This is a genomic window from Pectobacterium odoriferum, from assembly GCF_009931295.1.
Taxonomy (GTDB): Bacteria; Pseudomonadota; Gammaproteobacteria; order Enterobacterales; family Enterobacteriaceae; genus Pectobacterium; species Pectobacterium odoriferum.
Window position 1 is genome coordinate 2,434,212 of sequence record NZ_CP034938.1, and the last position, 21,474, is coordinate 2,455,685.

Consider the following 21,474-nt stretch of genomic DNA (forward strand, 5'->3'; position numbering starts at 1 on the left):
TTGCTCACAATAGAGTGATTGCTGACGTTGAAAAACGTAGGGAACGTTTTTCAACGTCGCTTGCGACGGCCTACAGGGTGGCGAGCAGGAAGCTCGGCATAAAAAAACCCGCGATATCGCGGGTTTTTTGTTTATAACGTTCGCCATTTTCTACGACACAGCACGATGGCCGTTATTTATAGAGATCCGCGCTGATGGTCATGTTGTTGCCTTTGCCTTCCCACTGTCTGGTGATGTGGTAGTACTTGGCACCTTTCTCGCCCGCGCGTTTAGCAACGGCTTCGGATATTTGTGTAATATTGGTGTAGTTACCGCGGAACTGAATGGAGTCGAAAGGCACCATCTGTGCCGCTGTGGCATTGTTCAGTTCCTGGATTTGTGTGCCATCAGGTAACGTTACCGTGTAACGTCCGCCTTTTGATGACTGGGTTTCAAAGAAGTTGCCCACGCTGCGGCTGGGGCTATCGGAGTAAGCAACCCCTGGGATTTCCACCTTGGCGGCTTCTGCTCCACCGGCAGCCAGTGCAGCGCGACCCGCATCAGAATCGGCAGGGATCGCATCAGGGCGCTGGAGCTGACGTTTTGGCGCATCGGCTTTATAGATAAATGCGGTAGCCCTTTGATTCGCGCTATTCGAGTTCACATCAACCTGACGAACGATGTAGAACGAATCGGCATTTTTCTCTTTTGCTGCTTTCGCAATCGCATCGATCAGATCAGGCTGAGTGCTGAATAAACCACTCACCGTGACGGTGTCATAAGGCTCGAGCAAGTAGGCAGCATCTTTCGGCAATTCTTTCACGCCGTAGACGGTGCGATATTGCACGTTCTGTTTCGCTTTAGGGGCATCTTTATGGTACAGGTCGACAGTCACATTCCAGGAATCGCCTGAATTAGTATCCGTCATAGACTGAACATAAAACGACTCTGCTCCCAACTTGTCAGCGCGTGTTGAGGCTGCCGCGACCGCTTCATTGATCGCGTTAAAACGTCCTTTAAACGTAATTCGTTCAAAGGGTTGCAGGGATTCTGCCTGCTCAGGCGTAAGTTCCTGTGCAGCCTGCGCTGAAAATGCCGAGAGTGATAACAACAATGTGGATGCAATAACAGTAGTCTTCAGCTTCATAAAAAATCCTTTCGCCTTCCTGCCACTCGAATTATTTAAGGTATAGCAATCAACCTGTAACGGAATAGGGCTGATTATCGCACGGAATAAATTCTTGTGCTTTAGCATTTTCAGCGGGCTGAAAAGCCGTGATACTTCGGCTTGGAACAAGAAAAGTGCTAATAATAACGGTTAATGATTGTTTTGACATCATAAGGGATATTTATACAAATTATCCAATTAACAACCTTGTAACACATCGTTTTTGTGAAACAGCACAGAAAAATACTTCTGTAATAATGCTACAAAAGGCAGAGAAGAGCATGATTTTCGACCAAGAAAGGCTGACAGAACCTGTGATAACTCGGCTTTTCTGTGAAATTCATTTTATTTATGGATCATCGATCACATTTTCAGTACGTTATAAATGAGTTCGCCTACAGTGAGACGCCCCAAAAAAGCGTGTGGCAAGAAGATGATAAGACCCTCTTCCTACCGTGTGAATGCGGGGATACAGGGTGCAGTAGGTCTTGGCGAATTCGTATAACAGAATAGGGTGAGAATAATAACCTTCGTTAAAAATAAGCGAAAAGGGTATCAGCATGCGTATTGGTGTACCAAGAGAGCGGTTGGCCAATGAAGCCCGTGTAGCAGCGACGCCGAAAACGGTTGAACAGCTGCTGAAACTGGGTTTTACGGTCTCGATAGAACGTGAAGCGGGAAAACTGGCAAGTTTTGACGATGCGGCATACGAAGAAGCCGGTGCGTCGATTGTTGACAGCTCGGAAGTCTGGCAAGCCGATATCGTCCTGAAGGTGAATGCGCCGCAGGATGATGAAATCGAACTGACCCGTGCAGGCAGTACGGTTGTCAGCTTTATCTGGCCAGCGCAGAACCCAGAACTGCTGGAGAAACTTGCTGCCCGTCAGGTGACGGTGATGGCGATGGATTCCGTGCCGCGTATTTCACGCGCGCAGTCACTGGATGCGCTCAGCTCGATGGCAAACATCGCGGGTTACCGTGCCATCGTTGAAGCCGCCCATGAGTTTGGCCGCTTCTTTACCGGACAGATTACCGCTGCAGGTAAGGTTCCGCCTGCCAAGGTTATGATTATCGGTGCAGGCGTGGCCGGTTTGGCCGCGATCGGTGCCGCAGGTAGCTTAGGCGCTATCGTTCGTGCTTTTGATACCCGTCCTGAAGTAAAAGAGCAGGTTAAGAGTATGGGGGCTGAGTTCCTCGAACTCGACTTTGAAGAAGAAGCGGGCAGCGGCGACGGTTATGCCAAGGTCATGTCTGAAGCCTTTATCAAAGCGGAAATGGAACTGTTTGCCGCTCAGGCGAAAGAAGTCGACATTATCGTCACTACCGCACTGATCCCTGGAAAACCGGCGCCACGCCTGATCACCAAAGAAATGGTACTGAGCATGAAACCCGGTAGCGTGATTGTCGATTTAGCGGCGCAAACGGGCGGAAACTGCGAGCTGACCGTAGCCGATCGCGTCACCGTGACGGAAAACGGCGTCAAAATTATCGGTTACACCGATTTACCTAGCCGTCTGCCGACGCAATCCTCACAGCTTTACGGTACGAACCTGGTTAATCTGCTGAAATTACTCTGCAAAGAGAAAGACGGCGAGATCGATGTCGATTTTGACGATACCGTGATTCGCGGCGTGACCGTCATTAAAGAAGGTGAAATCACCTGGCCAGCACCGCCGATTCAGGTTTCAGCACAGCCACAGCAGGCCAAACCTGCCGCTGCGGTAGTGAAGGAAGAAGCTAAACCGACGTCGCCGTGGAAGAAATATGCGTTCCTCGTGATCGCCATCCTGCTGTTTGGCTGGCTGGCTGACGTCGCACCTAAAGAATTCTTGTCTCACTTTACCGTTTTTGCGCTGTCCTGCGTGGTGGGTTATTACGTTGTCTGGAATGTCAGCCACGCATTGCACACGCCATTGATGTCAGTCACTAACGCAATATCAGGCATTATCGTTGTCGGAGCATTGTTGCAGATCGGCCACGGCGGATGGGTGTCGTTCTTCTCGTTCATTGCCGTATTGATTGCCAGCATCAATATTTTCGGTGGTTTCACCGTGACTCAGCGCATGCTGAAAATGTTCCGTAAAAACTAAGGGGTAACACATGTCTGGTGGATTAGTAACTGCTGCATACATTGTTGCCGCAATTCTCTTTATTTTCAGTTTGGCTGGGTTGTCCAAGCACGAAACGTCGCAACAAGGAAACATCTTCGGTATCAGCGGTATGGCGCTTGCGCTGATCGCGACGATTCTGGGACCGGATTCCGGCAACGTGGGTTGGATCATCGTCGCGATGGCGATCGGTGGATCAATCGGTATTTATCTGGCGCGTAAGGTTGAAATGACCGAAATGCCAGAACTGGTCGCGATTCTTCACAGCTTTGTGGGCTTGGCTGCGGTGCTGGTTGGCTTTAATAGCTTCCTCGACCACGGTGAAATTACCGATCCGGTGATGGTTAATATCCATTTAACGGAAGTCTTTCTGGGTATCTTCATCGGTGCCGTGACCTTCACGGGCTCGGTCATCGCGTTCGGTAAACTGCGTGGCAATATCTCCTCCAAGCCATTGATGCTGCCTCATCGCCATAAAATGAATCTGGCGGCGCTGGTTGTGTCCTTCCTGCTGCTGCTGGTTTTCGTCAATACGGGCAGCGTAGCGTTGCAGGTACTGGCGCTGATTCTGATGACGGCGATTGCACTGGTATTTGGCTGGCATCTGGTTGCATCGATTGGTGGTGCGGACATGCCGGTCGTCGTTTCTATGCTGAACTCCTACTCTGGTTGGGCGGCAGCGGCAGCGGGCTTCATGCTGAGCAATGACCTGCTGATCGTGACTGGTGCTCTGGTGGGTTCTTCTGGTGCGATTCTATCTTACATCATGTGTAAAGCGATGAACCGTTCCTTTATCAGCGTGATTGCCGGTGGTTTTGGTACAGATGGCGTGTCCTCTGGTGAGAGTGAAGAAGTGGGTGAATACCGTGAGGCTTCAGCGGAAGACGTGGCTGATTTACTCAAGAACTCAACTTCAGTCATCATCACACCGGGATACGGTATGGCCGTCGCGCAGGCGCAGTACCCTGTGCATGACATCACCGCAAAACTGCGTGCGCGTGGCATCAACGTTCGCTTTGGTATTCACCCAGTTGCAGGGCGTCTGCCTGGTCATATGAACGTGCTGTTGGCTGAAGCAAAGGTACCTTACGACATCGTGTTGGAAATGGATGAGATTAATGATGATTTCACCGATACCGACACTGTGCTGGTCATTGGTGCGAATGACACTGTTAACCCAGCGGCGCAAGAAGATCCACACAGCCCAATTGCTGGCATGCCAGTGCTGGAAGTGTGGAAAGCGCAGAATGTTATCGTGTTCAAGCGTTCTATGAATACCGGTTATGCTGGCGTACAGAACCCGCTGTTCTTTAAAGAGAACACACAAATGTTGTTTGGCGATGCCAAAGACAGCGTTGAGGCGATTCTGAAAGCGCTGTAAGCGTGACGGGAAGTAGAAAACGAAAGGGGCGATGTCGCCCCTTTTTTACATCTCAAATATCGCTATCATGATATCGCTAAAAATAATGCCAGCACGGAGGCTGGCATTATTTGATGTTGAGCAAGATGAAACGAGCAATCAGCTGTTATCGCCGTCTTCTAACATAATCGGTGATACGAAATCATCGGGTTTGATCGCAAGTAAATCGCACTTCAAGTGATCGATAACATGCTCGACGGTGTTGCCGATAAAAGCAGCGGAAAGGCCGGTTCTGCCCAGCGACCCTAACACCACGACGCCCGCCTGCAAATGCTCGGCCAGATCGGGAATCACTTCTTCCGGCAGCCCTTTTTCTACGTGCGTCACGCGTTCATCCAGACTGAACTTCTGCCGTAGGGATTTCATGGCGATAAGGTGCTGGCCTCGAATCGCATCGTTGTAAACGCTGGGATCGAAATCAGGCAGTTCAATGGCGATATTGATGGGGGTAACTGGGTAGGCACCAACCAGATGAACCTCGGTCTGATCAACCTGCTGCGCCAGCTCCAGCGTTTCCGATACCAGTTTGATATTGAGAGGGTCGTGATACGGGTCTTCGCTGGCCAGATTGACGGCAACTAGCGCACGGCCTTCGACTGGCCAAGGCTGATCTTTTACCATCCACACGGGGCAAGGGCATTTGCGCAGTAGCTGCCAGTCGGTTGGCGTAAAGATAACGGCTTCCAGCCGATCGTGCTGATGCGCCATTTTCAACAACAGATCGTGTTGCCCAGAAATGACTTCCCGAATGATGGCTTCAAAGGGTTTATTGTGCCATACCACTTTGATTTCTATCGAAATTCCTGCCTCAAGGTAGTATTTGCACTGTTCCGCAATCCACTCAGTCCGTTGCTGAATAACGCCCTGACGCATTTCCACCCGTTCATCGGGAGAAAGCAGAGTTGTCATTTCATAAGAGAAATCATAAATCGGCAGAAATGCCTTGATACGGCCGCCAAGTCGCTGAACCAGGTAAACCGCCCGACGCAGCGCTGGTTGGTCATCCTGATTTGGGTCAATAGCTACCAGTAAGTTCTGATACTTTGCCATAGCTCCTCCAAACAGCTGTTACTCCACAGCCTGTCATTCAAGAGTACCGCAATGGAATCGTTTTGGACAACAGAGATAAGCCGCAGAATAACAAAATAGGAAATATCACGGAGGGTGCGGAAGAGCGTTGACGCAGCCACAGTAGAAAAGTGGCAGCGTCAAATAGTTAGGCTGGAAATATTACTTGCGTGAAGAGCCTGCTAATTCGGAAAGCGCATCAAGATTCTCGATCGTGATGTATTTTCCTTTTACCGCCAGCGTGCCGCTTTTCTGGAAACGCCCCAGCAGACGGCTGATGGTTTCAACGGTCAGCCCCAGATAGTTGCCAATATCACCACGCGTCATGGTCAGACGGAACTCACGCGGTGAGAAACCACGCTGGGCGAAACGACGGGAGAGGTTGTAGACAAACGCCGCCAGACGCTCCTCAGCGTTCTTCTTCGACAGCAGCAGAATCATGTCCTGATCGCCACGGATTTCGCCGCTCATTAGGCGCATCATCTGCTGACGCAGGTTAGGCATTTTCCCTGAGAGATCGTCCAGCGTCTCGAAAGGAATTTCGCAGACCATTGACGTTTCCAGCGCCTGCGCGAAGCTCGGATGTTGGGCCGTACCGATAGCATCAAAGCCCACCAAGTCACCGGCCAGATGAAAACCGGTGATCTGCTCGTCGCCTTGCTCCGTGATGGTATAGCTTTTTATCGTACCGGAGCGGATGGCGTACAACGATCTCAGTTCATCGCCAGCCTTAAACAGCGCCTGCCCCTTCTGAATAGGCTTCTTCCTTTCAATGATGTTGTCGAGCTGATCGAGCTCGTGTTCATTCAGGGTGAAAGGGATGCATAGCTGACTGATACTGCAATCCTGACAGTGGATTGCACAACCGCCAGACTGGATGCGTCGGATAATTCGCTTTTCCGGGATCATAGGCTTTGCTCAGGCAATAATTGATATTGGTCAATTTTAACAGCTTTTATCGGCTCTGATAAGACCGATAATCACCGGAATAGACCAATAAATAGTGAACTAGCTATAATTTTCGATTTTTCTGGGAAATATTCCGATATATAAGACCTATGCGGAGATAATATTTTTGTCCATTACGTTACCGAACGGTTAACACGTTGATTAATCCGAATCGCTTACGATGATAAGCAACTCGGAGGGCAATTTCGTGTGTCGCGAAGCGTAAAAATTATAACGGTAAACTATTCTGTTGAAGTAAAGAGCTGTTTAGGTAAATAACCTTCGTGAGCGAGCAGCCACTGCTTACGGTGAATACCACCCGCATAGCCCGTCAGTGCACCGCCAGTACCGATGACGCGATGGCAGGGAACCACGATGCTGACAGGGTTGGAGCCGTTTGCCATGCCGACCGCACGCGCTGCGCCTGTGCGTCCCAGTAGCGTCGCAAGTTCGCCGTACGTAGTAATTTCTCCACAGGGGATTCGACGCAATTCCCGCCAGACCTGCTGTTGAAATTCGGTCCCTACGGAAGCAACGGGCAGCGTATCAATAATCGCTAATTCACCCTCAAAATAGCGTTGCAGGCTGTCTGTCAGACCACCGGGATTATGACGCGATTGTAACGAAAAGGGATCATTTCGATAACTGCGATTGAGTGAGCGAAATAAATCGTCTTCATACTCGCGCCACTCGACGGCACGCAAATGATTATTTTCATCCGCAATAATCAATAACTCCCCGAGCGGAGTTGCCATGGTGTCCTGAAAAAAAGTCTGCATAGTGATTCCTTACGCGCTTATCGCTTTCTTGCTTCTCTGATGAGTGACGTGCCGATTATCCGGCATCCTCAGACGGATTGAAAATAAAGTTTGAATGTGACGATCGGTACCACGTTAGAACGAATCCCGTCGACGTACGACCCCTTAAGAGAGGTAATGCACAACCAACGTGAGGTATGAGGATTTGACTCGCCTAACATTATCAATAAAATCAATTGGTAATATGATAAATGCTCAATTTGTATTTATGAGAGCTGGAGCATGCCAATCTTCATCCTACTGCCAGATAACACCATCGCATGGCAATAATATGAAGGTGAACGATGTTGGGATGTTCTATTTTTTTATGGCAAAGGCATAAGCGGGTGGGTATGGCTTGTCATAGTCCAAATCACTCTACCAGCCGCTTAATCGATATGTGTCAGCCAATTCGGTGAACGTTTTAGCGTCCTGTTTTTATGTACGACTCGCTATGTGTCCTATGTTATTTGGAGGAAATGCGCAGAATGAAAAAAAAATATGCCGTAGTGGGAACGGGAGGCCGCGCGGGCCTTTATCTGGAGTCGATCGCCAGGGATTATCAGGATCAGGGACAGTTTGTTGCTTTTTGCGATACAAACCAGACGCGAATGAATTATGCCAACCAGATTGTCCATAAATATGGACACGATAATGTGCCGACGTATCGTGCCGAACAGTTCGAGCAGATGATTGCGGAAACCAAGCCGGATGTGGTTATTGTGACGTCACTGGATCGGACGCATCATCACTATATTATCCGGGCAATGGAATTAGGCTGTGATGTCATCAGTGAAAAGCCGATGACGATTGATGAAGAAAAATGTCAGGCGATTATCGATGCGATTCACCGTACCGGCCGTAAATTACGCGTGACTTTTAATTACCGCTACGCACCGCATCACAGCAAAGTCCGTGAACTAATTGCCGCTGGCATGATTGGTGAAGTCTATTCTGTTCACTTTGAGTGGCTGCTGAATACCGAGCACGGGGCGGATTATTTCCGTCGCTGGCACCGTGACAAACGCAATAGCGGCGGGCTGTTGGTACACAAATCTACACACCATTTTGATCTGGTGAATTTCTGGCTGAATAGCGAACCGGAAACGGTCTATGCGCAGGGCGATTTACGTTTTTACGGTAAAGCGAATGCGGAAGCGCGCGGTGTCACAGAATTTTATTCCCGGTCACATAATAGCGCGGCGGCAGAAAACGATCCGTTTGCACTGCATATGAATAAAAGCGAACAGCTGACCGCCTTATATTTAGATGCCGAACATGAGGATAGCTATTACCGCGATAAAAGCGTGTTCGATGACGGGATTAATATTGAAGATGTACTGGGTGTGATGGTGCGCTATAAGAGCAAAGCTATCATGACATACTCATTAAACGCCTATTTGCCCTGGGAAGGGCTGAACGTGGTGTTTAATGGCAGCAAGGGCCGGTTAGAAATGAAACTGGTAGAAAAATCTTATGTAAACGGAGGCGGACAAAAAGAGGATGAAGGTGCGCTGAATGAATGTGAAATAAAGATCTATCCGATGTTTGACGAGCCTTATGTCGTACCGGTTGAATTTAAAGCGGGCGGACACGGCGGCGGCGATCAGGTCATGTTAAACGATCTGTTTGGTACACCGGAACCCGATCCATTACATCGCGCAGCAGATTATCGTGATGGGGCAATGTCTATTTTAACTGGCATCGCTGCCAATCGATCATTACGCACCGAACTGCCAGTGAAAATAAGCGAACTGGCCGTTAACCTGAAAAGAGGGAATTAATCAGAGTACCTGCCATTTCAGGCAGCAAATGCTTCCGCATCCGTAGTACCTGTTTGCCTCTAAAAGGGCAGCAGGTGGAAACCTCCGAATACTATTATAAGGGTTCTATTATGGCGAAAACACGGAACAAATTATCTCACCTACTCCTGCTCTGTGCTGCGCTTCCCGTGGGCGCGGCATTCTCTCACTCTGCTGATGCCGCCGAGATCCGTATCTCCTGGTGGGGTGGCAACCAGCGGCATGAGGCGACACTCGCTGCTATTAACGCGTTCCAAAAAGCGAATCCGACGATTACTGTCAAAGCTGAATATGCTGGCTGGGACGGCTACCTTTCCCGCTTGTCAACGCAGATGGCTGGGGGACAAGAGCCTGATGTCATTCGTATCGACTGGAACTGGCTGCCGCAGTTTTCCCGCAACGGCGACGGCTTTTATGATTTGAATAAGCAAAAAGACATTCTGGGGCTGGGAGATTTTTCGCCTAATGCCCTGAAAACGGCGGACGTAAAAGGGAAGCTGCAAGGTCTCCCGATTTCGATGACGTCCCGCAGCATGATTTACAACAAAACCACTTGGGATAAAGCAGGCGTCGCCTATCCGCAAACCTGGGATGAGCTGTTTGCCGCCGGTCCGGTGTTTAAACAAAAGCTGGGCGATAATTATTACCCGCTTGGCGTTGCTCAAGGTTCAAGTGATGTGCTGGATATTCTGACGCTCGGCCGTAGCTACATGGCACAGAAGTACGGCATTGATATGATCGATGAGAAGAAGCAGAGCATTGCCTATAGCCGCGATCAGGTACGGGAACTCTTCGGCTTTTATAAAAAACTGGTTGATTCCCATGTGATACCCGATCAGCGTTATTTCTCTTCATTCGGCCGGACCAACGTCTATGAGATTCGCCCCTGGATTAACGGTGAATTAGCCGGGATGTATTTATGGGATTCGGCCATCTATACCTACTCTAGCAATATGCCAAAGGATGCCGTATTGGAAACGGGACCGTTCCTCACCATGCCCAATGCTAAAGATTCAGGGCTGACCACCAAGCCGTCTTCGCTGTTTGCCATCAGCAAGAACAGTAAGCATCCTAAGGAAGCGGCGATGCTGATGAGTTTCATGCTGAGTAACCCGGAGGGCGTGAAGGCATTAGGATTGCAAAACGGGATGCCTGCTAACCCGAAAGCGCAAAAACTGCTGGAAGAGATCGGCGTGATTAACCCCGGTAACCTGTTAGCGAATGCCTATCGGGCGGCAGCGGAGCAACCTGCGTCTAAGGTGCCTGTTTCACCGTTTATGGAAAATCAGGAATTGGTTCAGCTGTGGACAAGCAGTCTGCAAAAACTGGATTACGGTAATGGAGAGGTGAATAAGGTTGCCGATGATTTCCTGAACAGCGCTAACCGTATCTTAAAACGTGCTATCCGCTAACCACTGTTGTTAATTGTTAATGTGTGATGCCATGTCGCAAACGATATGGCATCACACGTCTCGAACGTTACGCCTACTTAATCAATCACTCCGCACGCCATCCTGGCTCCGCCACCGCCCAGTTTTGCTGGCGTGTCAGCATAGTTATCTCCGTCGACGTGAACCATCAACGCATGATTTTTTACCTCAGACAGCGATTTTATCCGTGGAGCCAACAGTGGATAAGTTGACGTGCCGTCCGCATTCATGACCAGACCGGGCAGATCGCCCAAATGTCCCTGATCGTTATAAGGGCCAAGGTGTTTACCGGTTTTTTTCGGATCGAGGTGGCCGCCCGCCGCCAGGGCGGGAACTGGTTTGCCGTCTTGTTCGGCGGGTTCACAACTGGCATTTTCATGCACGTGGAACCCGTGAATACCCGCTTTCAGTCCTTTCAGACTCGGCGTGAAAAGCAGGCCGTACGGCGTTTCCGTAATGGATACCTCACCGATACTTCCACCTGTGCCCGTTGGCAGCGCTTCATTCAGCGTCACCGTGGTGCTTGCCGCGAAGGTGGAACAGGAAAAGAACACGCCTGTCAGGATAAGTGCCTTCAGTTTCATTGTCTTTTGCCTCTTAGGGGTTGAGTGTCAAGGAACAGCCGCGATGCTTTTTGCTCATGGCCTTTCTACGGTGAGCTGTACCGTGCTGATGGTGCGTGCGCGAAAGCCCGCTTCACAATAGCAAAGGTAAAATACCCACAGGCGCTGGAAAGGTTCATCAAAGCCCTGAGCATTCAGCATATGCCACTGCTGATAAAAGCGCTGCCGCCATTCGCTGAGGGTGCGGGCATAGTCCTGACCGATATCAAACAGATCGCGGGTGATAAAGTCGGTATGCCGCGTCATGGTGGTCGTCATCGCGGTAATTGAGGGCAGAAAACCGCCGGGGAAAATATAGCGTTGGATAAAATCGACATTACGGCTGTAATGGCTGTAGCGCTGGTCGGCAATTGTGATCGCCTGAAGCACCATGCGGCCTTGTGGACGCAGCAATTGTTGGCAGCGTTTGAAGAAGGTGGGCAAGTAAGCCTTTCCGACCGCCTCGATCATTTCGACCGACACCAGCTTGTCATACTGACCGGTCAACGCGCGGTAATCCTGTAGCAGCACAGTCACTTTGTGGCTCAGGCCAGCTTGCTGAATGCGCTCAACCGCGTAATCATACTGCTGTTGTGACAGCGTGGTTGTGGTGACGCGACAGCCATATTCACGCGCGGCCAGTTCGGCTAATCCCCCCCAGCCGGTGCCAATTTCCAGTAAATGATCCGTTTCACAGAGCGCCAACTGTTCGCAGAGACGATGCACCTTGGCGCGCTGTGCGTCTTCCAGCGTCATCTCGGGTTGCTGATACCAGGCGCTGGAGTAGAGCATCTCGCTATCGAGAAAGCTGCGGTAAAAATGGTTGCCGAGATCGTAGTGAGCGGCGATGTTTTTCTGCGCCTGCTGTGGGCGGTTACGGCGGCACCAGTGGATAAACCGATGAAATGGCCCCGTCAACCAGCCAAAACGCGTTTCAAGCGTATCGATTAGCGCCTGATTTTGCGCCAAAAGCTGGAGAACGAGCGTGAGGTTGGTTGAGCTCCAATCACCATCGATATAGCTTTCACCGGCAGCGATACTTCCACCCAGCAAGACACGGCGATAAACACGGTGGTTATGTATCGTGATGTCGCCTTGCAGTGTGGCGTGCCGATCCCCGAATAACGTTTCATTGCCTTCTGGTTCGCGAAGGCGCAACCCTCCGCCTTCTATTCGACTAAGCAGAAGAAAGACCACTTTTCTGGCCCGAGTATAGCGAGCGGTATTGCTCGGGTGACGCACCAGTTGTGTTTCCGTTGAACTCATGGGGTGTCCTTCTTTTCAGACTGCGGATGAGGATAAACGGGCGAACGTTTAATCCACAGTTTCAAAGCCTGCCAATATATGGTGCAGGCGGTTTTCATCGTCATTAACGGCAGAGACCAAAGCTGAGCACGCAGGGCGGCGCGAGTGAGCGGCTGACGATGCAGCACCAGCGTCGCATCAAACTCGCGTCCTTGTCTGTGATTCTCAATGTGGATCCTCAGACGCGCGTCGGGCGGCGTGAGTCGCCAGTGATACACCATCTCCATCGGGTTAAAAGGCGACACATGAAACGCTTTGGAAACCGGCGTAGAACCATCGGGGACGACAGCATAGGTATGACGTTCGTTCCAAGGCGTATTACGCACTTCTGCCAATAACCAGCGTAGTTCGTTATGCTCATCGTACAAATAATAGAAATTGACCGGATTGAAATAGCAGCCCAGATAGCGTAGCTGACATAGCAGCAAGACCTTCCCCGTGAGGCGTTCCCCAGTCAGTTCCGCAATCCGATCCTGCGCTTTGGTTTTGATATCGCCGCCACCGAGGTAATCGCCGCGACAAAATGACGCAGGAGAAAAGCGCTCCAGCGCAATCCCCACATGCGGCAAGGCGGGGATCTCATCTAAATCGATTAACGTCATGAATAACGCATAGTCGAAACGATGTGTGACGGGCGTGAAACGTCGGTGGCGAACCTTGCCAACATACAAGGCGCTATTCATCTTGCACACTCTGATGGAGGAGGTTGACGACATCCAGCGCGCTTTTGACACCGTCTTCATGAAAACCGTTGTACCAATAGGCACCACAAAACCAACTGCGGTTGTGCCCATTAATCCGGTCGCGCTGCTGCTGGTACTCTGTCGTCTGTTGAGTAAACACGGGGTGATGATAAATCGCGTGGTGCAGTATTTTATTCGGGTCAATATCCTGCTGGGGGTTTAGCGAGACACAGAAGGTGGTGGATGAACGAATACCTTGCAGGATGTTCATGTTATAGGTCACAGAGGCCCGCACGCGGCTAAACGCCTGATCGACCGGCAGACGGTAATTCCAGCTTGCCCACGCTCGCTGATTATGGGGAAGAAGCCGGGTGTCGGTATGCAAAACCACGCGGTTAGGCTGATAGCGTATGCCGCCGAGGATACGCTGCTCATCGGGCGTACTCGTTTCCAGCAGCGCCAGTGCCTGATCGGAGTGGCAGGCGAAAATCACCTGATCGAACCGATACGTCTGCCCGGTGGTATGCACTGTAGCACCTGCATCATCGCGTGTTACCTGACTGACGGGCGTCTGGATGTGGATCGTCGCCCGATCGTGGATGCACTCTGCGATTCGCCGCACGTACTCCCGTGAACCACCGGGAACCACCATCCATTGCGGGCGATTGACCAAATCCAGTAACCCGTGATGGTTGAAGAAGGTCAGGAAAAGCGACAGCGGAAAATGCCGCATATCCTCAAGCGACGACGACCAGATTGCTGCGCCCATCGGCAAAAGATAGTGCTGGGCAAAGAACGGCGAGAATTTTTCCTGCTGCAACAAATGGCTTAGCGTCAGCCCCTGATAATCGTCGTTGGCAAGATACCGTTTGCAGACGCGGTTAAATCGCACAATCTCCGCAACGAAACGATAGAAACTGGGGCGGAGCAGGTTGCCGCGCTGGGCGAATAGTGTATTTAACGTATGGCCGTTATATTCCAGACCGGAAACTGGATTACTGACCGAAAAGCTCATTTCTGTCGGCTGACCGGTTAACCCCAGCTCATCCAGCAGCGCAATAAAATGGGGATAGGTCCGCTCGTTGTAGACAATAAATCCTGTATCGATGGCGTAGGGGACGCCATCCTGAACGACATCAATCGTTGCCGTGTGACCACCCAGATAATCGTTCGCCTCAAACACCGACACCTGAAAGCGATCGGATAATCTGAGCGCGCAGGTTAAGCCAGCAATACCGCTACCAATAATGGCAATCTTCATACGTTTTACCTTACTAACCGGCTGGCGAGCAGACGTTGCCATGACTGTGGGAGCACTGAAATCGCGTTGAGCAACAGCGCAAAGCGCAGAGGAAAAGCGATCTCACGTTTTTTCTTTGCCAGACCACGGCGAATAGTTGCTGAGGCTTGTGATACGGAAATTAGCATCGGCATCGGGAAGTCATTACGTGCGGTCAACGGGGTATCGACAAAACCGGGTAAGATCAGGGACACGGTGATATTGCGAGCCTGCAAATCCAGCGACAGACTGCGGGCGAAGTAGGCCAGCGCTGCCTTTGACGCGCCATAGGCTTCCGCTCTTGGCAGCGCAACGAGGCTGGCGGTCGAACCAACCAGCGCCAGATGGCTACCGTTGGCAAGCTGTGGCAATAACACCGACAGGCAATTCACCGGGCCGATCACGTTAGTTGTCAGCACCCGACTGACTTTTTCCGCTTCAACGACGCCGTTATCCAGATACTCACAGGTTCCCGCACTGAGAATCACCAGATCGACCGTGACGCGTTCCAACGCCTGCTGTGTATCTGCCAGATTTGTCATATCAAATGCTATCGTGCGAATGGCTGGGAAGGCGGCAGTTAATGCGTTAAGTCGTTGTTCATCGCGCCCGCAGGCGAGGACGTCCCAGCCGTCTCTGGCATAATCCAGCGCCAATTGCTGGCCGATTCCAGAACTCGCCCCAGTAATCAACACGCGTTTCATGTCTGAAGTCTCGACTTCAGGTGGCTGATGAGCGAGCCAAGCAGGGGAACATGCTGATAAAGCATTGCGCCCATGTCGTAATAATCACGGTGATAGATAACTTTGTTGTCGGCGAAGAGCAGGTGGCTACAGCCAGCTAATGTCAGCGGCGCGTTGCGCTTTAACGACGGATGCGCATAGTGCATCGTCCAGAACATTGTCGCACCGCCGCGGAAGGTATGGATATCGGCGATCTCGAACTGACAGTAGCTCAGATTATCGAGTGAATGAGAAAAGTAGCGATGCAAAGCACTCAACCCATGATGGCTGGAAACGGGGTCGATGAAGTGAATATCCTGATGATAGATATCACTCAGCTCCGTTAATCTCTCGGCTGTCAGCTCTCGATAAAATGCCCTTATTTTCAGCAGAATAGGCTCATATTCATCATTCTCTACCGAGATGTCGTCTTCCTCACGCGCTTTTTCTATCGTCATAACCACTCCTGTTAAGGTCACCCACTCCCACGCGGTGGAAATGGCTAACAGATAGAGGAACATCAACGCTTATTAATTGAAAGATATCAACTTAGGTATAGATTGAATCCACCGTTCGTCAAATAAGATTTTGAGGAATGGCTAAGGGTGAGAAGTACATATGGAGGGGTGGTATTGCAGAAAAAAGAAAACATGGCGCAAAATGTAGTGACAATGTCACGCCATGCTTCCTGAATTGACAGCGGTAGACTGAATATTATTTCTCAGCAGGCTTAATTAACGTCAGAATCGTGCCTAGCTGTTCACGCTGTTCCGCACTGACTTCTCGTGCAGCGGAATAGCCCGCATTCTGAATAATCATCTCATTCAGACCCACCAGCCAGTCATAGATATAAAACGCCGTATTGTTGGTCGGCGTCAGCGACAGCTTGGTTAAGCGCTGTGAAGCACCAAAGCTGACCGCCTGTTTTTCGGGTTTAGCGAAAATTTTATGACCGCGATTGATACGGCTGGCAGGGCGCAGGGATTCATCAAGCTGCTGGAAGCCGAGCCAGGCAACGAAGTCACCGAGAATAGTCAGCACGCGTGAAACCTGACGGTCTGCCTTATTCTCGCGGTTGATGCCCAACTGCTCGCCGTCGACCAGCATGTCAACCAGCGCCTCTTCGATCCGTAAACGGATACTGCCGGTAATCAATTCTTCAACCAGCATTTCGATCGTCGCTTTCGGCACGTTCAGCAAATCGAGAAGCGGGGCATTTTCCGGCAGGCCACGCAAATAGTTAATCCAGTAACGATAAACACCGTGTGCGTAGTCCGCCTCATAGCTGTGGTCGACCGTCAAAATCGGCGGCGCAGGTTGGTCGATAGCGATCGGTTCATCGGCAAACAGATCGATTTCGATCCCGACACCAAACGGATCGCTATGAGCGGACGGGGCGGAGAGGTCTTCGGCATCAGAATGGAAACCGCCATAGCTTGCCCCTTTCTGTTGCAGATACAGACGGCGCAGCTCATCACGCGAAGGCAACAGCCGTTCCAGCAGTTCACCGTGCACGCCGGTGCGGGTCTGGAGCGATTTGAGCAAGGTCTCTGCGATGCGCTGTTTTTCTGCCGGATCGTCAACATCAACGGGCAGATACCAGTTACCCAGCAGGTTATCGCTGAGTTCACGTTGGAGTTCGCTAAGCTGTTCGCTGATGCGCCCCAGTTTTACATCCCGGTGAACTTCCGCGCCCAGCCACGTTGCCATCCGCGCTACGCCGCGTTTATCCATCGCCAGCATCGTTCCCCAGGCATCGCCCGGATTACCCACATAGCGCTGTACCGCGGCATCATAATTTTGCCCGTGCGTAATACGGCGATCGTGGCGGGTGACCGCCCAAATCAGCCCCGGTTTACGGTGACTACGAACCTGTGCGTTTTCGCCTTGCGTCTGTTTAACCCAGTGATCCAGCGCTTTGCCAACCACTTTTACGTCGGCGCGATTGCCTGCGGCGCTGCATACCATCAGCACGTTCATTTCCTGATTATCGGTATAGCGCTCTAGCAGATAGGCGCGTTTCGCCCGTAATAGCGTGTGTGCCAGTGGATGCTGTGTGCTTTGCTGTCTTGCTGGTGGCTCGTCCCGCGTCTCGCGGATCTCACCAAAACCGGGGAAATCCAGCACATCAACCTGCTCGAACAGCGCTTCTTTAGGCGGCAAATGCAGCGGGATAAGCAGCTCCGCCGTCAGCATCGTTAACTCAGCCAGCGAAAGCTCCGTCGTTTTCCCTGCACGGCCATTCTGAACCGGTCGCACCAGCACGCCGAGATCGTCGGCGCTGTGCAAGCGTTCCAGCGCAGAACCGTCGATCAGACCGTCTGCCGGATTTAACTCATCATCCACCAGAATCCGCAGCGGCGCTAACAGCTTGCGCGTACCGGACAGGTGTTGCAGCGTGTGGCTGAAATGACGATAGGCGGTGGTCAGCGAATTCAGCTCGCCCCATAGTACAGAGAAGAGCTGGGCGCGATCGTCAACGGTGAGATAAGGCGCTAATTCAATCGCAACCGGCCAGAAGTGGGCTTCCAGCTGTTTTTGCCGTTTGACATCATGACGCGCGAGATAGTCCCAGAGTTCGACGACTTCATCGCGGTTCATCCCTTCAACCGGTTCTGGCTGACGGTGCATCAACAGCGTTTTAATGTGTTCAGCAATATGGCGCTCGTCCAGCTCTTCAAACGTGGTCTCCTGATTGAGATCGTTTAAAAATGCATTGGCCATGATCTTACCGATATCCAGTTCGCTGAGCAGTTGCAACTGAACGGGAAACGATTTGTTCTTCATGCCCGATTGTCGGCTAAACCGCGTAACGAGCGCGGTTGACCGATCGGACGGGTTAATATGGTCGATAAAATCCAGCTGTTGCCCCTCAAACGAGGTTTCCAGCTTGCCATTTTCGCCCCCGGCCAGTGACGCGATCAGGTAGGATTTCCCCGCCTGAGACAAGCCAAAGAAGCCGATGGCAATGTCTTTCTGCGCGACATCGGACAGGTGCTGCGCTTTATTGTGATTGCGGCGCAGTTTGACGATCAGACGGTCGGCTTCGATATCCAGACGCGGGGCGTTCTGGCGTGTGCTGTCAACCCAGTCGATGGCCTGTTCAACACCTTGCACAACGGCCTGTAGCTGGCCGTGAAGTCGGGTAGAGAGCTGTTTGGGCGTTAATCGTTTCATTTTTTAAATACACTCCCACTATCGATCCAATAATGGGTCGCACCTGAGCCGTTAGCGGATAATGTGTTCAATTTGAGTCGTAAATGCTGTGGCGGAACGCGGGTGCCGTCTTCCAACACTGCATCGGCAATCTCAAAGCGCTCTGGGCTGTCTTGATCGTCGCTTTTCGTTACGGCCAACCGGACGCGCAGCTTACTGTCGCCGACGACCTTACGCGCCAAATCCTGATCGACGATTGAGAGCATATAGAGCGAGGACGCAGGCCAGCGTTCGTTGTCCAACTGGCGGAAACCGAGGCAGAGCGAGCCACGCACCTGAAAGCTGTGTTGCGGGTTAAGCTCGAAATCCGGCGTATCCAGATCGATATCGCTGTAGTAAACGTTATCCAGTGTCAGCGCGTTGCTGCTGTCCATCATGCCGAGGTAGCGCACCGTAGAATAAGGCTGGAAATCACCGACCTTAAAGTAAAAGCCCGGCAGGCGCAGATCGAGCGCCAGCAGGCACAGCATCGCGCCGACGGCGGCAGTGGATTTCGGGTTATCGATGCGCCCGCGTTTGTTAAACGGATACCAGTCATTGGTGTGATAGCCATCCAGCGATAGCATCCGGTTAATCGGCAGCGGTTGCAGGTGGCGGAACAGCGCTTGAATCCCTGGGAAGCGCGAAGGGCGACCCGTCAGTAGCAGTACATCGCACGAATACAGCGATACCACTTCAGACATCAGGCGCAGATTCTGCGTGATGTTCATTTTGTTAGACAGGAATTCGCCGTGCAGCTTGTTCAGTTTGAGAATCAGCGGCACTTGCAAAATATCGAAGACTTTGTCGCTGACTGGCAGTTCGCGCTGCACTTCCGTATTGATGTATTCCAGCACTTTTTCCGTTGGCGCCTGTTCCAGCAATTCGCCGAAGGTCGATTCGATCTCGGCGCTGGTGTCCAGCGGATCAAAGCGCTCATAGGCTTCAAGAATCGCGCGACCAATCGGGATGAAGACCTGTAGCGTGACCTGCTGGCGCAGCGTGAGCTGCGCGTCCATACGGCCTTCATTGCCAAACAGTTTCGCCATTAGCGCATCTGGGCTGGCCATTCCGGCGGTTTTTAGCGCAGTCTGTAGCGCGGGGAGGATGTAAAGCTGAATCACATCCAGCAAGATATCGTCGCCCGCGACCTTAAAGCCTTCACGGAACAGCAGGCGCGGAATAATTTTAACGTTGTTTCCAACGCCGTCATCGAGAAGATATTGCGTAATGGCGAGGTCGGTGGTGCCGCCGCCGATGTCGATTGAGGCAATGCGCAGCGTTTTGCCCGCGGGTTCACCTTCATCGAGTTCTTTATCGGGGCGTGCCATGCTGGCGAAGAAATCTTCCGCACGGCCGCCAAAGTTCACCTGTGCTTCGTTATACAGGTAAACCATCTGTCCGCATGTGGCTTCATCCCATTCGATTTGCACGTCAGGCACCGGAACCCGGCTCTGCTGCTTGTCGGCTGGTGTGGTGAAATCCTCATCCATCGGGTGCCAGTCCATCGCTTTCCAGACCAGCGCGATCGCTTCATGCATCCGGCGGCGGAAAATTTCACGCTCGGGTTTCGGCATCGCGGAAGGCAGCGTCAGAATGATATTTCGTAATTGGCGTGGTGCGCTGCTGTGGATCATCTTCAGCCGCTGTGCCGCGCTGTTCATCTGCATCAGCGCTTGGGCCAGCAGTTCGGAGAGCATGAATGTCATGATCGAACTGCGGCTGTAGTGCGGTGAAAACACCGGTAGGCGCTCTTCCAACGGCTGGTTATAGAGCGGCTGGCCTTCATCATTCAGCATGATGGTCAACGGCATGGCTGTCGCTAACGGTTCAGTCTGCGAATGGGCGTCCGTCTGGCTAAAACGCCAGCCTGGAGCATAGCTTTCTTCGTCCCACAGATAGCGACGCGGGCTGGAAATACCGCTCGACCCTTCCGTTCCCTGACGCAGCAGCGCCATATGGCTGGCTTCGCGTCCGACGCGGGTGATTGACGGCCAGATGAACGCGTCATCACGGCCGCTTTCTACGGAAAAGTTGTCTTTACCGAATTTCGCCTGTGAGAACTCAACGCGGCTCTCAAACAGTTCGTTGTACAGATAATGTGGCTCGCTTAGATCGCGCAACTGCAGTTCATAGGTCTGTTTCAGGCCGTTGCTTTCGTCTGCATGGTCTTCTACCAGAATGCCGCAGGTGTGCGAGTTACCGACATCCAAAATCAGGTCAACATTGACGGCGGGTTCCTGCAGCGTGCTGGTATTGATCCGAATTTCCGGTATTTCGAGCTGGTTGCCCAGCATATCCAACACATTCAGATAATGTGCCTGATATTCAAACCCTCTGAGTGCCACTTTTATATCGTGATTGTCACGGCTTTCTAGCGCTTTAACCCGCTGAGCAAAGACTTCGCGCAGCCAACCGTCGACCCAGGTTTCATCAAGGAATTCACCTAGTTCGTCGCTGTGATAAGCCAGCGCGAAACTCCCGCCGGTTTTGATGTCATTGGCATTAGGTGCCAGCGACTCGTACTCGTGGCCTTCTGGGTAGGTTTTGGTATCGAACGCCAGACAAATACGGTGCGTATTGCCGTCCTGATCGGGTGTATCCAACGCAATAATTTGCATCCGCGCCCAGTTATCCGGCCCGCCCATGAAGGTGCGCGGCGGGTTAAAGCGGAAGAAGGGCAGCGGTAGCCAAATGTTCTCTAGAAGCTTCAGCGATTGCTCAAGCGAAATGCTCAGTTCAGGCTTCACCACTTCCGGCGGCATCCCGGTGGCAGAAGGCAGCAGGAATTTTTCCGACTGTTCATCGTACAGCAGGTGCAACAGAGGGCCGTTGGCACTTTTACGCACATAGCGGTTAGGCTGCTCAGCCGAAAATTGCGGCTTTAAAGCAAAATCCAAAAACTGAATCCCGCTGTCCTGAATCAACGTAATGCGTTGTTTATAATCGGTAATCGTCGCCAGCATGA

At 51.7% G+C, this 21,474-nt stretch carries 16 protein-coding genes; 4 read left to right on the forward strand and 12 right to left on the reverse strand.

Annotated features, from left to right (window positions below; all coding sequences use genetic code 11):
• Positions 1-172: 172 nt before the first annotated feature.
• Entirely contained in the window at positions 173-1,126 is a 954-nt protein-coding gene (ydgH, locus tag EO763_RS10775; RefSeq protein WP_161528939.1) for a DUF1471 family protein YdgH, read from the reverse strand.
• Between the two features lie 581 nt (positions 1,127-1,707).
• Between ydgH and pntA the strand changes: the two genes are divergently transcribed.
• Together pntA and pntB are read left to right on the forward strand one after the other, a co-directional pair.
• Positions 1,708-3,237 carry a Re/Si-specific NAD(P)(+) transhydrogenase subunit alpha gene (pntA, locus tag EO763_RS10780; protein WP_039489414.1) on the forward strand — a complete coding sequence of 510 codons (1,530 nt, stop codon included), beginning with the start codon at positions 1,708-1,710 and terminating at the stop codon, positions 3,235-3,237.
• 10 nt (positions 3,238-3,247) lie between these two features.
• The gene (gene pntB, locus EO763_RS10785) at positions 3,248-4,636 is read left to right on the forward strand and encodes a Re/Si-specific NAD(P)(+) transhydrogenase subunit beta (protein ID WP_010274967.1); all 1,389 of its coding nucleotides are present in this window, start codon (positions 3,248-3,250) and stop codon (positions 4,634-4,636) included.
• 138 nt (positions 4,637-4,774) lie between these two features.
• On the opposite strand, the gene uspE is transcribed toward pntB, so the two are convergent.
• The 3 genes from uspE to ogt all read right to left on the reverse strand — a co-directional run bounded on the left by uspE (position 4,775) and on the right by ogt (position 7,470).
• A complete protein-coding gene (uspE, locus tag EO763_RS10790; protein ID WP_161528940.1) occupies positions 4,775-5,725 on the reverse strand; it encodes a universal stress protein UspE in 951 nt (316 codons plus the stop codon).
• 180 nt (positions 5,726-5,905) lie between these two features.
• Entirely contained in the window at positions 5,906-6,652 is a 747-nt protein-coding gene (gene fnr / locus EO763_RS10795; protein WP_010274971.1) for a fumarate/nitrate reduction transcriptional regulator Fnr, read from the reverse strand.
• A gap of 281 nt (positions 6,653-6,933) precedes the next feature.
• Entirely contained in the window at positions 6,934-7,470 is a 537-nt protein-coding gene (gene ogt / locus EO763_RS10800) for a methylated-DNA--[protein]-cysteine S-methyltransferase (protein ID WP_161528941.1), read from the reverse strand.
• A gap of 506 nt (positions 7,471-7,976) precedes the next feature.
• On the opposite strand from ogt, the gene EO763_RS10805 reads away from it, so the two are divergent.
• Positions 7,977-9,272, forward strand: a complete 1,296-nt coding sequence (locus EO763_RS10805) for a Gfo/Idh/MocA family oxidoreductase (protein ID WP_161528942.1) — start codon at positions 7,977-7,979, stop codon at positions 9,270-9,272.
• Between the two features lie 110 nt (positions 9,273-9,382).
• Complete coding sequence (locus EO763_RS10810; RefSeq protein ID WP_161528943.1) at positions 9,383-10,702, forward strand: ABC transporter substrate-binding protein; 1,320 nt, start codon at positions 9,383-9,385, stop codon at positions 10,700-10,702.
• A 77-nt stretch (positions 10,703-10,779) separates the two neighbouring features.
• Here EO763_RS10810 and sodC read toward each other — a convergent pair whose 3' ends face one another.
• The 8 genes from sodC to EO763_RS10850 all read right to left on the reverse strand — a co-directional run bounded on the left by sodC (position 10,780) and on the right by EO763_RS10850 (position 21,472).
• Positions 10,780-11,304 (reverse strand): superoxide dismutase family protein, encoded by a 525-nt coding sequence (sodC, locus tag EO763_RS10815; protein WP_161528944.1) that lies wholly within the window; start codon positions 11,302-11,304, stop codon positions 10,780-10,782.
• A gap of 54 nt (positions 11,305-11,358) precedes the next feature.
• On the reverse strand, positions 11,359-12,588 hold the full coding sequence (locus EO763_RS10820) for an SAM-dependent methyltransferase (protein ID WP_161528945.1): 1,230 nt from the start codon (positions 12,586-12,588) through the stop codon (positions 11,359-11,361).
• Positions 12,585-13,310: a DUF1365 domain-containing protein gene (locus tag EO763_RS10825; RefSeq protein ID WP_161528946.1), complete on the reverse strand. Its 726-nt coding sequence runs from the start codon at positions 13,308-13,310 to the stop codon at positions 12,585-12,587. The genes EO763_RS10820 and EO763_RS10825 overlap by 4 nt, the downstream gene beginning before the upstream one ends.
• Positions 13,303-14,571 (reverse strand): NAD(P)/FAD-dependent oxidoreductase, encoded by a 1,269-nt coding sequence (locus EO763_RS10830; RefSeq protein ID WP_161528947.1) that lies wholly within the window; start codon positions 14,569-14,571, stop codon positions 13,303-13,305. The genes EO763_RS10825 and EO763_RS10830 overlap by 8 nt, the downstream gene beginning before the upstream one ends.
• A gap of 5 nt (positions 14,572-14,576) precedes the next feature.
• Positions 14,577-15,293 carry an SDR family NAD(P)-dependent oxidoreductase gene (locus EO763_RS10835; protein WP_161528948.1) on the reverse strand — a complete coding sequence of 239 codons (717 nt, stop codon included), beginning with the start codon at positions 15,291-15,293 and terminating at the stop codon, positions 14,577-14,579.
• Positions 15,290-15,769: a nuclear transport factor 2 family protein gene (locus EO763_RS10840; RefSeq protein WP_044204443.1), complete on the reverse strand. Its 480-nt coding sequence runs from the start codon at positions 15,767-15,769 to the stop codon at positions 15,290-15,292. Before EO763_RS10840 ends, EO763_RS10835 begins: the two co-directional genes overlap by 4 nt.
• A 256-nt stretch (positions 15,770-16,025) precedes the next feature.
• Entirely contained in the window at positions 16,026-18,488 is a 2,463-nt protein-coding gene (locus tag EO763_RS10845; protein WP_161528949.1) for a putative virulence factor, read from the reverse strand.
• A complete protein-coding gene (locus EO763_RS10850) occupies positions 18,485-21,472 on the reverse strand; it encodes a virulence factor SrfB (protein ID WP_161528950.1) in 2,988 nt (995 codons plus the stop codon). The genes EO763_RS10845 and EO763_RS10850 overlap by 4 nt, the downstream gene beginning before the upstream one ends.
• Between the last annotated feature and the right edge of the window lie 2 nt (positions 21,473-21,474).

Bases quoted from the DNA above. Each gene is read 5' to 3' on its own strand.
- ydgH (WP_161528939.1), bottom strand. From the start codon at position 1,126: ATGAAGCTGAAGACTACTGTTATTGCATCCACATTGTTGTTATCACTC.
- pntA (WP_039489414.1), top strand. From the start codon at position 1,708: ATGCGTATTGGTGTACCAAGAGAGCGGTTGGCCAATGAAGCCCGTGTA.
- pntB (WP_010274967.1), top strand. From the start codon at position 3,248: ATGTCTGGTGGATTAGTAACTGCTGCATACATTGTTGCCGCAATTCTC.
- uspE (WP_161528940.1), bottom strand. From the start codon at position 5,725: ATGGCAAAGTATCAGAACTTACTGGTAGCTATTGACCCAAATCAGGAT.
- fnr (WP_010274971.1), bottom strand. From the start codon at position 6,652: ATGATCCCGGAAAAGCGAATTATCCGACGCATCCAGTCTGGCGGTTGT.
- ogt (WP_161528941.1), bottom strand. From the start codon at position 7,470: ATGCAGACTTTTTTTCAGGACACCATGGCAACTCCGCTCGGGGAGTTA.
- EO763_RS10805 (WP_161528942.1), top strand. From the start codon at position 7,977: ATGAAAAAAAAATATGCCGTAGTGGGAACGGGAGGCCGCGCGGGCCTT.
- EO763_RS10810 (WP_161528943.1), top strand. From the start codon at position 9,383: ATGGCGAAAACACGGAACAAATTATCTCACCTACTCCTGCTCTGTGCT.
- sodC (WP_161528944.1), bottom strand. From the start codon at position 11,304: ATGAAACTGAAGGCACTTATCCTGACAGGCGTGTTCTTTTCCTGTTCC.
- EO763_RS10820 (WP_161528945.1), bottom strand. From the start codon at position 12,588: ATGAGTTCAACGGAAACACAACTGGTGCGTCACCCGAGCAATACCGCT.
- EO763_RS10825 (WP_161528946.1), bottom strand. From the start codon at position 13,310: ATGAATAGCGCCTTGTATGTTGGCAAGGTTCGCCACCGACGTTTCACG.
- EO763_RS10830 (WP_161528947.1), bottom strand. From the start codon at position 14,571: ATGAAGATTGCCATTATTGGTAGCGGTATTGCTGGCTTAACCTGCGCG.
- EO763_RS10835 (WP_161528948.1), bottom strand. From the start codon at position 15,293: ATGAAACGCGTGTTGATTACTGGGGCGAGTTCTGGAATCGGCCAGCAA.
- EO763_RS10840 (WP_044204443.1), bottom strand. From the start codon at position 15,769: ATGACGATAGAAAAAGCGCGTGAGGAAGACGACATCTCGGTAGAGAAT.
- EO763_RS10845 (WP_161528949.1), bottom strand. From the start codon at position 18,488: ATGAAACGATTAACGCCCAAACAGCTCTCTACCCGACTTCACGGCCAG.
- EO763_RS10850 (WP_161528950.1), bottom strand. From the start codon at position 21,472: ATGCTGGCGACGATTACCGATTATAAACAACGCATTACGTTGATTCAG.